Genomic DNA, 13,748 nt, shown 5'->3' on the forward strand with positions numbered 1-13,748 from the left:
ATGCTTCAAATAAGCTGGTTGGGTTCAGTTAATATTTTCTGCTCACTCCCTTTCCAAGTTATCGAGTTATCAAGCTAAATTTCCTTGGCAACATGCAGAGTTCAGTATTTTTAGGCATACTTCCCCAACTTACCTAGTAACAGATTTTCTTCAGGACTAATAGACCAACCTAATGCCCCTGCATTTTCACGAGCTTGACTCGCAGTTTTAGCACCTGGAATTGGGATCACTTGGCTCTGGGACTTACTTTGATAAATCAACCAATTCAAGGCAATCTGAGCAGGAGATCGATTATATTTAGCTCCTATTTCTTCAAGCAGTTGTAGTAACGGTTCAATTTTGGTTAAGCCTACAGGTTTAAACCTTGGGTCTATTTTCCTTGCACCTGTGGGGCGGATAGTGGTTCCACTATTTCTATACTTACCTGTCAATAAACCTTGGGCAAGGGGGCTATATGCCAAAATTGTCACACCTAGCTCTTTGGCTGTCGCCAAAATGCCATTAGTTTCAATTTCTCGATCCAATAGTGAATAGCGCACTTGATTGACTGCCAGTTTTACCCCCTCTTGTGTCAGATATGTATGAGCTTCTCGCATTTGGCTAGCCGAATAATTACTAATACCTACTGCCGCAATTCTGCCTGTTTTAACTTCATCAGCTAAGGTCTGCATTAAAGTTTTTTGACTGATTAAAAAGCTCACTGGCTGGTGTACCTGATACAACGCCACCGTATTTAGTTGTAAACGGTTTAGACTAGCAGTTATAGAATCTCTAATGTTTTGGGCATTAAATCGCCAAGGTAATGGCATAAACTTGGTTGCAATTTGCACATTTTGAGACTTAACCCCTATTTCCTGAAGAAACTTGCCAATTAATCGCTCAGATTCCCCTAAGCCATAGACTTCAGCCGTATCAAAAAATGTAATCCCTGATTCTAGGGAAGTCAAAAATGCATTTCTCACCTGCTCTTTATCATTGGCTTGAGCATAATCCCAAAATAAATTATCCCCCCAAGCCCATGTGCCAATACCAATCTTTGGAAACTCAGTCATGTTAAGGTTCTCTTCAAATTCCCGCATGTCCCATGGCAACACCTGCAACTAGCATCCCAATTACCAAAAAAGGTTGAGCACTTGCCTGATACTTAACATCATTTTTAAGTGGGTCTCTTAAATAATACATATCCTGGAATGTAATCTGGGGAATAATCAACAGCATTAAAACACTTGCATAGAGTTGTTCGCCCAAGGTAACTAAATAAGCAGCTATACCTATTTGAAATACATCGATCATGATCGCCGAGATCAATGCCGCGCGATTTACCCCAAACATTACAGGTAAAGATTTCAAACCCAAAGTGCGATCGCCTTCAACGCTCTTAAAATCATTAACAATGGCAATGCCTAAGCCTGCCAAACTATAAAACATAGTGATTGCTACAACTTTCCAATTGAGTTCACCAAATAAAGCATGACCCACACACCAAGGCAAAGTGATATAGCTGGCTCCCAACGCATAGCTACCCAACCAGCCATTTTGCTTAAGTTTTAGAGGTGGAGCAGAATAGATATATGCCAAAAATGCCCCAATCACAGCAATTTTAGTCACAGTAAAAGATTCATGTCCAGCCCAAAAGTCCAGAGACACAGCGATCTCCATACCGACAATTAATAAAAACCAAATTTGAGCAATCACTTGCTTTAAAGAAATTGCGCCCGAAGGAATAGGACGATAGGGTTCATTAATGGCATCAATTTCCCGATCATAATAATCATTCATGATTTGGGTGTAACCCGTCATAATTGGACCAGATAGGAGCATACAGGCAGCAGAGATAAGTACATTTTCTAAAGTCCATGTATATTTTCCTGAAGAAGCTGCTCCACAGATTACTCCCCACATTAGTGGGATCCATGTAATAGGCTTCATTAGTTGCAGCCTTAGCTTCCAAATTGAAGTTTCAGTGGCAGTTGCTCCCTTCATTCCCAGAATCTGCCGAGTCCGAAGATCGTTAGTATTTGATTGATTTAATTGATCGGAATTGTCTAAGGTCATGGATTTTTAGCACTACTATTTTAAAATCATCGCATTAATCCCATTTATCTATAACAAATAGAGTAACTAGGACTATTTTAATTAGCGCATTCATCTACATTGTTACAAAAAGTGAAGCCAAAATAATTTCTTTACAAAAGTAAACAAAAGAGTGTATATTACATCTATAGGGAAACCTAATAAATAAACATTCATACAACCAAAAGCAATTATGACCACAACAGTACAAAGACGCGAAAGCGCCAGCGTATGGGAACAATTCTGCCAGTGGGTAACCAGCACCGAGAACCGCCTATACGTAGGCTGGTTTGGAGTACTAATGATTCCATGCTTACTAGCAGCAACCATTTGCTTCACCATCGCCTTCATCGCCGCCCCTCCCGTAGACATCGATGGCATCCGTGAACCAGTCAGTGGTTCCCTACTATACGGCAACAACATGATTTCCGCCGCCGTAGTACCAAGTTCCAACGCCATTGGATTGCACTTTTACCCCATTTGGGAAGCCGACAGCCTAGACGAATGGCTCTACAACGGTGGACCATACCAACTCGTAATCTTCCACTTCATCATCGGCATTTGCTGCTACATGGGAAGAGAATGGGAACTATCCTACCGCCTCGGCATGCGTCCTTGGATTGCAGTAGCATACTCTGCACCAGTAGCTGCAGCCCTAGCCGTATTCTTAATTTACCCTATCGGACAAGGTTCATTCTCCGACGGTATGCCCCTAGGCATCTCTGGAACCTTCAACTTCATGATCGTATTCCAAGCAGAACATAACATCCTGATGCACCCCTTCCACATGTTGGGCGTAGCAGGCGTATTTGGCGGAAGCTTATTCAGCGCAATGCACGGAAGCTTGGTAACCTCCAGCTTAATTCGTGAAACCACCGAAAACGAATCTGCAAACTATGGATACAAATTCGGACAAGAAGAAGAAACCTACAACATTGTTGCCGCCCACGGATACTTTGGACGCTTGATCTTCCAATACGCCAGCTTCAACAATAGCCGTAGCTTACACTTCTTCCTAGCACTATGGCCAGTAGTCGGTATTTGGTTCACTGCACTGGGCGTAAGCACCATGGCATTCAACCTCAACGGATTTAACTTCAACCAATCCATTGCAGACAGCCAAGGACGAGTAGTACCAAGCTGGGCAGATGTAATCAACCGTGCTAACTTGGGTATGGAAGTAATGCATGAAAGAAATGCACATAACTTCCCACTTGACCTAGCTGCTGTAGAAGTTGCTCCTGTTGCTCTAACTGCTCCTGCGATCAATGGTTAATTTCTAGTCTAGGAATAGCCGAACAGCGATTGAACTGAATTGAATGTAAATGTATTTTTAGGGAGGGACTTCAAGCCTTCCCTTTTTTGGTTTCTACCCCTTAGTACAGCTTATTTCACTACTAATGCTATTCTTGTCGATGTAGGTTTTAAAGAACTGAGATAATAACCAATGTGCTGATATGGAACTTCTACTCGTGTAGACATGCGTTCAACACTAATTACACTCTTCACTCCAGTCCATTTGGTATCTGTGTCTACTGGTGGCTCAAATACTTTAACTATTCTTTGAATTTGACAGTCTCTAATTTTTTCCTCTGGCTAGGGTTCAAACAAGTTCATGATAGACATTGGCAAATTGAATGTTTCCACAGGGTAATCAATCAGGTTTGCCATTCGTCAATTTATCTTAGAAAATCTCTCACAACCTGTATCAACTTGAATCTATACATCGCCATTATTGATAGACTTTTAATCAGTTTTTACAGATATTCTCTACCCAGGTATGGTTGCAAAACTTCAGGAATCACTACTCTACCGTGGACATCTTGATAGTTTTCTAAAATTGCTGCCATCGTCCTTCCTACGGCTAAAGCTGATCCATTTAGAGTATGGACAAATTCGGTACCTTTTTGTTTTTTGGCTTTAAACCTGATGTTGGCACGGCGAGCTTGAAAATCGTTAAAGTTAGAGCAACTGGAAATTTCTCGATATTGATTGACTGAAGGTAGCCATACTTCTAGGTCATAGCATTTTGCTGCACCAAAGCCCAGATCACCTGTGCAAAGTTCGATCACACGATAGGGTAGTTTTAAGGCTTGTAAAATAAATTCAGCATCGGCAACTAAACTCTCATGTTCATCGGCAGAGCGATCGGGATGCACAAATTTAACAAGTTCGACCTTATGAAACTGATGTAAACGGATTAAACCTCGGACATCTCTCCCATAGCTGCCAGCTTCTCGGCGAAAACAAGGGGTAAAAGCACAGTGATAAATTGGTAACTTCTCAGCCTCTAAAATTTCATCACTATAGAGATTAGTCACAGGCACTTCGGCAGTGGGGATTAGCCATAGATCATCTTCAGCACATTTGAAGGCATCTTCGGCAAACTTGGGTAATTGTCCTGTACCGATCAGTGATCCTGAATTTACTAGATAGGGAGGTAAAACCTCTTGATAATTTCTTTGAGTATGGGTGTTGAGCATGAACTGAATTAATGCCCGCTCTAGGGCTGCTCCTGCCCCTAGTAAAGTTACAAATCGGCTTTGAGCAACTTTTACGGCACGCTCAAAGTTCATGATTCCTAGTTTCTCCCCAATTTCATAGTGGGGCAGTAAATTTTCTAAGCCCTTATATTCATTTCCCCAACGCCGAACTTCAATATTTTCTAGCTCATTTTTGCCAATGGGTGTAGTTTGATCGGGAAGGTTGGGAATTACGAGTAAAAGTTGACGAATTTGGTCTTTTAAAGCTTTTTCTTCTGGTTCGGTACTGGCAATTTGTTGCTTAATTTCGTTAGCTCTGTCTTTTAGTGCCTGAATATTTACACCGTCTTTATTCCCAGCTTGGATCAGCTTTCCAACTTGCTTACCGATGTCATTACTTTCGGCTTCTAGTTGCGATCGCCTAGTTTCTAGTTCTCGAACAGTTTGATCTAAAGTAAGGATTTCTGTTAGGTCTATGGTTCCTCCTCGCAGATTGAGACGCTCTTGAATTTGGGTGGGCTGCGATCGCAGAAGTTTAATATCTAACACGGGATTATGTAATTGGCAGAGTAAATACTATGTGATCGTATGGTAAATCAAATTGCCTGAACTTTAATTTGAAATTTGATAATTTGAACTTTTCAATTTTTTGGACGGGGGAAAGATATCATTGACAATCTTATACTGCAAAATAAAGACTAACCATTGAACCACAAGAGGATGGACTACTAACTCCTTACCTAATATGGTTTTGATTATTCCTATTTCAAAGCTATTCTTTCAAAGATAAAAACCAAAAAAGGAGAGATAACTTCCCTCCTTAGATCAAATTTTAGAACTTCAATAGAAATTGAATAAATTTATTTAGTTGATACTAGCCGTAGGATTTTTAATCCGCTTAGTCAAAACTTCTAAAGCCTTGGTATATTGTGGATCACCATTACTACCAATTTCCGTACGGTTTTTAATTATCTCTTCCCTTTGAGCATCAGTTAGTTCCACAACTACATCGGGTTTAATGCCAGAGTGATTGATATCTGTGCCGTTAGGAGTTAAATACTTAGCGATCGTCACTGCCATACCTGAGCCATCACCAAGGGGAACTACAGATTGGACTAGTCCCTTACCAAAGGTTTTGGTACCAACAAGAATTGCTCTCTTATTATCCTGTAATGCCCCAGATAATATTTCACTAGCACTGGCTGAGCCCCCATCTACTAAAACCACCACAGGTTTATCGGTTAGTGATTGACGATTGGCAACTAGTCTTTCACTTTCACCCTTGCGATCGACAGTTGAAACAATTGTGGCATTATCAATAAACATCCGCGCAATTTCGGCACTAGAATATAGCAAGCCACCGGGATTAGAACGTAGGTCTAGGATAAATCCACTCACATTTTTATCAACTTGGCTTTGGATTGCTTTACGCATATCGGCGGTAGCATTAGCATTAAACTGGGTGAGGCGAATATAGCCGACTTTACCAGTAGGGGTATCCCTAATATCGGCTTTGACTACATGGAGTTCAATCTTAGAACGGGTTAACTCCACATCAAAGGTGCGATCGCCCCGCTTAATTCCCAAAGTAATTTTAGAGTTTACTGGACCACGAATTAGAGCCACAGCTTGGTTAATATCCATGCCTTCGGTACTTTTACCGCCAATACTGACTACTATATCCTTGGAAATAATACCAGCCTTAGCTGCGGGCGAATCTTCAATTGGGGATACAACCGTTAGTTTTTTTGTGGTTTCATCCACACCCAGTTGAATACCTACACCAGTTAGCTCCCCTGAAGTATCAATTTGCATACTCTTGAATTGCTCAGGGTCCATAAACCGAGTATAGGGATCATCAAGGGTTTTAAGCATTTCTCTAACGGCTCTGTAGGCATCTGCTTGAGAAGCATAGTCCCGACTCAGATATTGCTTGCGAGTTTTTTGCCAATCAACTTTATTAAATGTCCCATCAACGTACTCACGGTTAATGACTTGCCAGACCTCATCTATTACTTCTTTGGGGCTGGATCTAAATGCTGCGATGCTTGGGGTAACTAATTGGAAACCAACAACTGCCACTGCCGCCATCAGTGCTGCCGTTGAACTAAGGATAAGTCTGTGCTTTGCCATGACCTTTAATTGTAGGGTTACTACCTGAAATATACAGTTAATCTAGCACAACCGAATGTGTCTAAACTTGCTGTAGTTATTTTAGTGATTAATTTAGACTGAAATATAATAGCTCAGGGTTCAAATGGGTTTAGTGAGATGGATCACAGCATAAATATGCAGCGCAGAAGAAGTGGGGTGAGTGAGATATAGGTATTTAATCAAGTCTAGTCACCCCTAAAAGCCAGAAAACTACGCAGCCACTGCTTCTCGATCAATCAGTACCTCCTCTGAAAACATCCCCCATAGAGCCTTAACGTAGGGTCTAAATTGATCCATATCAGTGGGATTGAGGCGAATAGCTAACTCCTGTCCAAGTAGTCTAAGCATGTTCCGAATTAAACCCCAACTTACTTTTAAGGGCGGATAAAGCATGACGCAGAGTGGAAAAAGCTCTTCTTGAATTGCGGCAAGATTACCTTCAAGCACAGAAAGACAGAGATAAATTTGAAACATTTCTACATCTCTGATGCTGGAGGCTCTGATTGCAGGGTCGGGTAGTTTACCATTGTAGCAATTGTATGTGGGATACATTTCAATCACATTGTCACAAATAGCCTGAGCAATTTCACTGGTCATGGGCATTAAGTCTCGCACGGCTATTAGTTCTGGTGAATTATAGGTATGATCGGCAGCCGCTTCATAGGCACGTTGTAGAGGCATATAGAGATGATCATCAATTACCTTAAAGTAGGAACCAATGGTGGCTTTCTCAATGGGATTAAGTAACTCTAAAAGCATTTGCCCTGTGTAATGAAACTGCATACTCACAAACCCTATTACACGAGGGTCTTTAGATGTATATTTATGGCGTACTCTACCTACATCTTTAGCGATTTCCGTGGCTAGTTTGGTTGAACTGGGGAAGTCACTGGTGGTTTCAGTTTCGAGGGAAGCGATCGCTATGGGACGCAGGGCAGACTTTTGGGTATAAAAATCTAGGGTTTTATCAAAAAGTGCGTGGGAGTCAACGGAAATTTGCCAAGGGTCAATTAGATTAGTATTGATGTTATGTTTTTGTACTTCTGGTGCCAAAAGAGTTTCAGTTTTTGCCCATGCTTGTGCGCTAGTGTACCTGAGAGCCTCTTGCAATTTCGTTACAGTTATTTGCCGACCTGGTTGCGATAATACTGTCTTTAAATCAGTAGGGTCAGTCTGTCCCGATTCAACAGCAAGGCTTTGTATATATTTTTTAGCCCACACCTGTGCCAGAGAAGTCACAGATTCGTTATTTTCATTATTTGACATGGAAGTATGTGTGTTATTTATAGGTTATTTCAAAGATATTGCAAAAATATTAAGCGTAAGCACTTGTTCTATGATGGACAAGCTTAATTTGTCAAAAATTTTTTTTATTGGTGTAAATGTTATCAGAAACTGACAATGCTTAATTCAACTGATTTTCAATAAGTATTTATATCTAAAGCTAGCTATTTCTGCGTTTCTGGTAAAAAGTTGAGACTACTCTCCCGTTGGCACAAGTCAGGAAGTCATAACATATCTACTTATTTGGATTATTTGGAGGCTTGATCAAACATGAGGAATGGATGCAACTAAGCTTTGGGTATAGGGGTGCTGAGGGTTAGTGAGGATTTCTGTTGTTCCTGATTCAACTATTTTGCCCTGATACATCACAATTAGGCGATCGCAAAAGGATTGTGCCACCGCTAAGTCATGGGTGATGAATAAATAGGTGAGGTTAAATTCTGCTTTTAGTTCAACCATTAGTTCTAACACTTGGCTTTGAATGATGGCATCTAACATACTGACTGGCTCATCACAAATTAAAAATTGCGGTTGGGTAATTAAAGCTCTAGCGATCGCTACTCTTTGCAATTGTCCACCAGAAAGTTCCTTGGGTAAGCGGTCTATAAATGTACTTGATAATCCAACTCGATCTAAAATATCTAAAACCTTAGGCTTACAAGCTGCTAAATTCGGCTCAATTTTGTGAATTAATAAAGGATCAGCCACTGCCCTAAGAATGTTCATGTAAGGATTTAAGCAAGCTCTAGGGTCTTGGAAAATCATCTGCATTTGCGATCGCATTTGGCGTAGATCAGGTTTTGCTAATTTAGTTAATTCCACGCCATTAAACTGCACGGAGCCAGAGTCGGGTTTGATCAGTTGTAAAATTGCTCTTCCCGTTGTGCTTTTCCCTGATCCACTTTCCCCAATTACACCTACAACTTCACCAGTTTTAATTTGAAAGCTAATCTTTTCAATCCCTTTGACCGTACGTCCTGTTAGCCAGTTCCCAGAGACATAAAGCTTGGTTAAATCCTGAACCTTAACAAGAGTATTGACATTATCATCATTAATAGCAGGCTCAGTAATTTTTCCAGTTTCCGCAAAATGAATTACCGATCGCCACAGTTTTTGAGTGTAGGGATGCTGAGGATTTTTAAATATATCTTTGACCTTGCCAGTTTCCACAATTACGCCTTCAAACATAACTGCCATGCGATCACAATACTTGCCAACTAAGCCTAGATCGTGAGTAATCAAAATCAGTCCCATATTTCGTGATTGACGTAAAAGCGTTAACTCTGCCAAAATCTCCGATGCGATCGTTACATCTAAACTAGTAGTTGGCTCATCGGCAATGAGCAAAGTTGGATTTAATAGCAAAGTCAAGCCAATCATCACCCTCTGCCGCATCCCGCCACTAAACTCATGGGGATATTGATTAATTAGTTTTGGATCAATATTTACTGATGCTAAGGTATTTTGAACTTGTTGCCGTGCCTGTGGTTTTGTGAGTTGGGGATAATGCGATCGCAGCACTTCAATGCCATGATCAGCAATGGTCATTAGAGGATTTAGCCTAGTCATGGGGTCTTGGAAGATTAATCCTACCTTTTCGCCCCGCCAATGATTTAACTGCGTTAGGGATTGCACTAGACTTAAAGATTCGCCCCCAACTTTAATTTCTCCTTGCCATTGGGCATTTGGCGGTAACATTTGGATTAGCGATCGCCCCAAAGTTGACTTGCCACAGCCACTTTCCCCAACTAATCCTAGACTTTCTCCCGCTTCTAATTGCAGGTTTATATTCTCAACGGCTGGCTTAGAAACTGGCTTAAAAGACTGAGAATTAGATGTCAAGTTGTACTGAATTTTCAGGTTTTCTATTTCTAAAAGCATTTGATTAAATTAAGCCTGATATAAAAATAGAGAGATATAAAGACCAAAGCTGGGGATATTTTCAATTAGAAACTTTTATAAATTACTAAACAATTACGATTTTTAAATCGCTCATAACTAAATCGATCAGCGATCGCTTGGGTAATCTGTAGTCCCCTACCGCCAGTGGGCAGGTTATCAATATCCGTGGGGTCAATCTGGTGTTCTTGAATTTCTTTTAGCTTCTGTAATAAATCAAAGGGCTGCCCAAAATCCCAAATCCTGATTTCGATCGTATTTTTATCAAAAATAACCTCAATATCAACGGGTGTATCTATGGGTAAATGCTCATGGGCATGGTAAATAACATTGGCAAAACCTTCTGCCAGTAATAAATTCATTTGCTGCAATACTCGCTCAGTTGCATTAGTTACGGAGGAATTCCCAAATTGCTGAAACCACTTCTGCACAGTAGTTAGATCATAAATATCAGTCTTGACTCGCAGAGAGTATTTTTCAGCCATACTTTTTTGCACTAGATCAATGTCGATTGTACCAACGCATTAGCACCCCTGATAATTTATCTGAGTCATGAATTACCGAACCGTTAGCATTTTCTTTCATCACATCTGCCAACAGGATGGGGCAATTTAACTCCACTAAATAATCTCGATCCAGTTCAATAAAGTGTGAATCTTGGGCTTGATATTTAGCTAGCGATCGCTGGGATGGCGGAAATTTTTGAACTAAAACAGCATCAAATAAACGAGTTCCAGCTACAGTATCGAGAGCTTGGACATGGTCACCCACTGTGTAATCTTGGGTCTCCCCCCTTTGGCTCATGATATTACAGACATAAATGCAAGGGACTTTACGCTGGGCGATCGCCTCTAAAATTTCAGGTATTAATAAATTCGGAATAATACTGGTATAAAGACTGCCCGGACTAATAATAATGCAGTCAGCTTCAGCAATTGCCTTAACCGCTTGGGGTACAGCTCTAGGATGATCTGGCTTACAACCAATTTGTCTAATTACTCCATTTGCCTCGGAAATAGCCGACTCCCCCTCAATATACTGACCATTTTCTAGTACCGCCCATAGGACTACATCCTCTAAGGTTGCAGGTAAGACTCGTCCCCGCACTGCCAAAACATTGGAACTAGCACTAATTGCCTTTTCTAAGTCTCCAGTAATTTCACTCATAGCCGTGAGAAATAAATTCCCAAAACTGTGACCTGAAAGCCCTTCTCCTGCTTGAAATCGATATTGAAATAATTCTGTAACTAATTTCTCTTCGTCTGCCAAAGCCGCCAAGCAGTTACGAATATCACCGGGAGGTAATACCCCATGTTCTCGCCTCAATCTGCCCGAAGAACCGCCATCATCAGCCACTGTCACGATCGCCGTAATATTGGCACTGTACCTTTTTAGTCCCCTTAATAAATTCGATAACCCTGTACCACCGCCGATCGCTACCAATTTGGCACCACGATGCAGTTTATGGTGAGTGAGCAGTTTATCCACTAGCTGCTGATCATCATCGGGCATCAGTACTTGGGTAATTGATGCCAAAACCTGTTTATGTCCCATCCACAGCAATGTCAGTCCGCCAATAATTGCCAAGGGACCACTAATATAATTGGGTAAAAGATTAACTATGCCCTCGGTAATAGTGCTAAGCACACGGCTAATAAATAATACAGGGCGCAGTTTGATCGAAATTGCCAAGCCCAAAACAATCAGAATCCCGCCCACAAAACTTAAAAACAGCCATCTTTTTACCAACAAGCCCGGTTGCAGCCATTTAAACCATGAACCTTTACTACTTTTAGTTCGGATATTTGTCACTGGACGAGTACGCACCCGCCCACGGGAAGATTTTGCCATCGTCTTTTTGGCTACGGTTCTAATTGCCACAAATATGTACCACTACTTCACGATTACGACCTAAACTGCGATGTTCCCATACATAAATACCCTGCCAAGTTCCTAATGTTAAACACCCTTGAGCAATTGGAATCGTTTCAGAAGTGCTAGTTAAGGCAGTGCGAATATGGGCAGGCATATCATCATCACCCTCACTGGCATGAATGTAAAGTTGACTATTCTCTGGCACTAATCTAGCAAAAAAATTTTCTAAGTCAATTAAGACATCGGGATCGGCATTTTCTTGAATGATCAAACTGGCAGAGGAGTGCCGTAAAAATAATGTACAAATACCGATCTGCACCCCTGAATTTTTCACAACAGCTTGAACTTGCTTAGTAATATCATGCAGTTTTTTACCACTGGTGGGAATGGGAAGAATAGTTTGACTGTGGTTTGTGACTAGCATTGATGGGACGCAATATTGTACTCAATAACAGCAGTAACTAGGGACAATGCCATTACTGGTGCCGTTACAGCAGCAAGAATACGGTTTCCTAGACTAACAGGTATAAAATTATGGGCGATCGCCATAGTTATTTCTGATTCCGTCCAGCCACCCTCTGCCCCAGTAAAAATCACAAGTTTGCTTGGCAATGGCTTCAAGTCTAGTAGAGAGTGTAGCAAATGGGAAGTGGGTTTGGTGGTAACACAGATATATTTTGAGATCGGGATATGATCAAACTTACCAATAGCCTCAGCAAAGGTTTGGGGTGCGTCGATATTAGGAATATAGCTGCGGTGAGACTGCTCGGAAATTTCCTGAGCAATTTTTACCCAACGTTCCAGTTTAGATGTACCTAGAGGAGTGTGTGGTCTAATTACTGTGCGATCGCTCCAAAGGGGCAGAATGTTACTAACTCCCAATTCCGTAGCCTGTCGAATTATTGATTCCATGCCATTACCCTTGGGCATAGCGATCGCTAAAGTTATATCTATACCTAATTCAGAACCAAAGTTAGGATTAAAGGCAGAATTAATGGGAATTTGCTCAATAATTGCCGCCTGTCCTAAAACCTCAGTCAGAACTGCCCGCCACCAACCACCTTTCCCATCAAGAGCAGTAAATTCTGCTCCCGCCTTTAGTCTTAAAACCTTATATAAATAATTACTTTGGTCAGGAGTGAGACTAAATTTTTCCCAGTTGCCATTTTTATTAAATCCAGAATTTTTAAATATTTGTGTAAGTTGTTGGGGTTGCAAAACCAATCTCTGTTTGGTCATATCTTTAAAAGCCCTTGAGCTCCCACTCTAGGTAGGAGCCACTCACACACTGAATAAACTGTTCACTAATCTAGTCCTCTCTAGTCCTCGATCCCCATCACTGAACCTACCCCAGAGACTGGACGATAGCTGTAGCCGCCATTGCGTGAAATCTTTTGAATTTCCTCTTTAATTGCTTCTAAATCAACATAGCGATCCGCAACATTAATTAAATGGTCACTGGTCATAGAACGCAGGCTCACAACTTCAACCCGCACGCCTCGATAACTGGCAGCATCGACAGCATAGGCAAGATCGCCATCACCACTGACCAGAATTGCCGTATCATAGGAGCCAGCCAATGCCATCATATCGACCGCAATTTCCACATCTAGGTTGGCTTTTTTGGAGCCATCAGGTAACTGCACTAATTCCTTAGAAATTACCCGATAACCATTGCGGCGCATCCATAGTAAAAACCCCTGTTGTTTTTCGTTGGTACGGTCAACCCCAGTGTAAAAGAATGCTCGTAACAATCTCGATCCCTCGGTTAGACGAGACAATAGTTTGGTATAGTCAATTTCTATGCCTAGCTGTAACGCTGCATAAAACAAGTTAGAGCCATCTATAAAAATGGCAACCCTACCACGATTCTCAATCACCTGTTCGGCTGTGAACGCGGAGTCGTTTTCAAAGTTTAACATTTGGTTTCCTATAAAGTTAGTTTATAAAGGGTTTGATTAAATTAAGTCTTACCTTTAT

12 protein-coding genes are annotated in these 13,748 nt (G+C 41.2%); 1 reads left to right on the forward strand and 11 read right to left on the reverse strand.

Translation table 11 applies throughout. The features are described 5' to 3' along the window. Window positions 1-110: 110 nt before the first annotated feature. Window positions 111-1,052 carry an aldo/keto reductase gene (locus SYN7502_RS08090; protein WP_041430046.1) on the reverse strand — a complete coding sequence of 314 codons (942 nt, stop codon included), beginning with the start codon at window positions 1,050-1,052 and terminating at the stop codon, window positions 111-113. Window positions 1,053-1,065: 13 nt separating this feature from the next. Then, the gene (gene chlG, locus SYN7502_RS08095) at window positions 1,066-2,055 is read right to left on the reverse strand and encodes a chlorophyll synthase ChlG (RefSeq protein ID WP_015168364.1); all 990 of its coding nucleotides are present in this window, start codon (window positions 2,053-2,055) and stop codon (window positions 1,066-1,068) included. 211 nt (window positions 2,056-2,266) lie between these two features. Between chlG and psbA the strand changes: the two genes are divergently transcribed. Beyond that, entirely contained in the window at window positions 2,267-3,349 is a 1,083-nt protein-coding gene (gene psbA, locus SYN7502_RS08100; RefSeq protein WP_015167006.1) for a photosystem II q(b) protein, read from the forward strand. Window positions 3,350-3,830: 481 nt separating this feature from the next. Here the strand turns inward: psbA and serS are convergent, their stop codons facing one another. The 9 genes from serS to SYN7502_RS08145 form a co-directional block, all read right to left on the reverse strand. Beyond that, complete coding sequence (gene serS / locus SYN7502_RS08105; protein WP_015168365.1) at window positions 3,831-5,105, reverse strand: serine--tRNA ligase; 1,275 nt, start codon at window positions 5,103-5,105, stop codon at window positions 3,831-3,833. A gap of 315 nt (window positions 5,106-5,420) precedes the next feature. Further along, a complete protein-coding gene (gene ctpC / locus SYN7502_RS08110; RefSeq protein WP_015168366.1) occupies window positions 5,421-6,689 on the reverse strand; it encodes a carboxyl-terminal processing protease CtpC in 1,269 nt (422 codons plus the stop codon). A 231-nt stretch (window positions 6,690-6,920) separates the two neighbouring features. Next, entirely contained in the window at window positions 6,921-7,976 is a 1,056-nt protein-coding gene (locus SYN7502_RS08115; protein ID WP_015168367.1) for a hypothetical protein, read from the reverse strand. Window positions 7,977-8,258: 282 nt separating this feature from the next. Further along, window positions 8,259-9,875, reverse strand: coding sequence for a dipeptide ABC transporter ATP-binding protein (locus SYN7502_RS08120; RefSeq protein WP_015168368.1), 1,617 nt, complete (start codon window positions 9,873-9,875; stop codon window positions 8,259-8,261). A 65-nt stretch (window positions 9,876-9,940) separates the two neighbouring features. Beyond that, entirely contained in the window at window positions 9,941-10,378 is a 438-nt protein-coding gene (locus tag SYN7502_RS08125) for an ATP-binding protein (protein ID WP_015168369.1), read from the reverse strand. A gap of 16 nt (window positions 10,379-10,394) precedes the next feature. Beyond that, window positions 10,395-11,744: a gluconeogenesis factor YvcK family protein gene (locus SYN7502_RS08130; RefSeq protein WP_015168370.1), complete on the reverse strand. Its 1,350-nt coding sequence runs from the start codon at window positions 11,742-11,744 to the stop codon at window positions 10,395-10,397. A gap of 19 nt (window positions 11,745-11,763) precedes the next feature. Beyond that, the gene (locus SYN7502_RS08135) at window positions 11,764-12,192 is read right to left on the reverse strand and encodes a secondary thiamine-phosphate synthase enzyme YjbQ (RefSeq protein ID WP_015168371.1); all 429 of its coding nucleotides are present in this window, start codon (window positions 12,190-12,192) and stop codon (window positions 11,764-11,766) included. After that, entirely contained in the window at window positions 12,186-13,007 is an 822-nt protein-coding gene (locus SYN7502_RS08140) for an RsmE family RNA methyltransferase (RefSeq protein WP_015168372.1), read from the reverse strand. Before SYN7502_RS08140 ends, SYN7502_RS08135 begins: the two co-directional genes overlap by 7 nt. Window positions 13,008-13,087: 80 nt before the next feature. After that, window positions 13,088-13,690 (reverse strand): LabA-like NYN domain-containing protein, encoded by a 603-nt coding sequence (locus SYN7502_RS08145; RefSeq protein WP_015168373.1) that lies wholly within the window; start codon window positions 13,688-13,690, stop codon window positions 13,088-13,090. Window positions 13,691-13,748 lie beyond the last annotated feature (58 nt).

Source organism: Synechococcus sp. PCC 7502, assembly GCF_000317085.1.
Lineage (GTDB): Bacteria > Cyanobacteriota > Cyanobacteriia > Pseudanabaenales > Pseudanabaenaceae > PCC-7502.

Coding starts and splice junctions, on each gene's coding strand:
- psbA (WP_015167006.1), top strand. CDS start 2,267: ATGACCACAACAGTACAAAGACGCGAAAGCGCCAGCGTATGGGAACAA.
- SYN7502_RS08115 (WP_015168367.1), bottom strand. CDS start 7,976: ATGTCAAATAATGAAAATAACGAATCTGTGACTTCTCTGGCACAGGTG.
- SYN7502_RS08145 (WP_015168373.1), bottom strand. CDS start 13,690: ATGTTAAACTTTGAAAACGACTCCGCGTTCACAGCCGAACAGGTGATT.
- ctpC (WP_015168366.1), bottom strand. CDS start 6,689: ATGGCAAAGCACAGACTTATCCTTAGTTCAACGGCAGCACTGATGGCG.
- SYN7502_RS08090 (WP_041430046.1), bottom strand. CDS start 1,052: ATGACTGAGTTTCCAAAGATTGGTATTGGCACATGGGCTTGGGGGGAT.
- SYN7502_RS08130 (WP_015168370.1), bottom strand. CDS start 11,744: ATGGCAAAATCTTCCCGTGGGCGGGTGCGTACTCGTCCAGTGACAAAT.
- SYN7502_RS08120 (WP_015168368.1), bottom strand. CDS start 9,875: ATGCTTTTAGAAATAGAAAACCTGAAAATTCAGTACAACTTGACATCT.
- SYN7502_RS08125 (WP_015168369.1), bottom strand. CDS start 10,378: ATGGCTGAAAAATACTCTCTGCGAGTCAAGACTGATATTTATGATCTA.
- chlG (WP_015168364.1), bottom strand. CDS start 2,055: ATGACCTTAGACAATTCCGATCAATTAAATCAATCAAATACTAACGAT.
- SYN7502_RS08140 (WP_015168372.1), bottom strand. CDS start 13,007: ATGACCAAACAGAGATTGGTTTTGCAACCCCAACAACTTACACAAATA.
- SYN7502_RS08135 (WP_015168371.1), bottom strand. CDS start 12,192: ATGCTAGTCACAAACCACAGTCAAACTATTCTTCCCATTCCCACCAGT.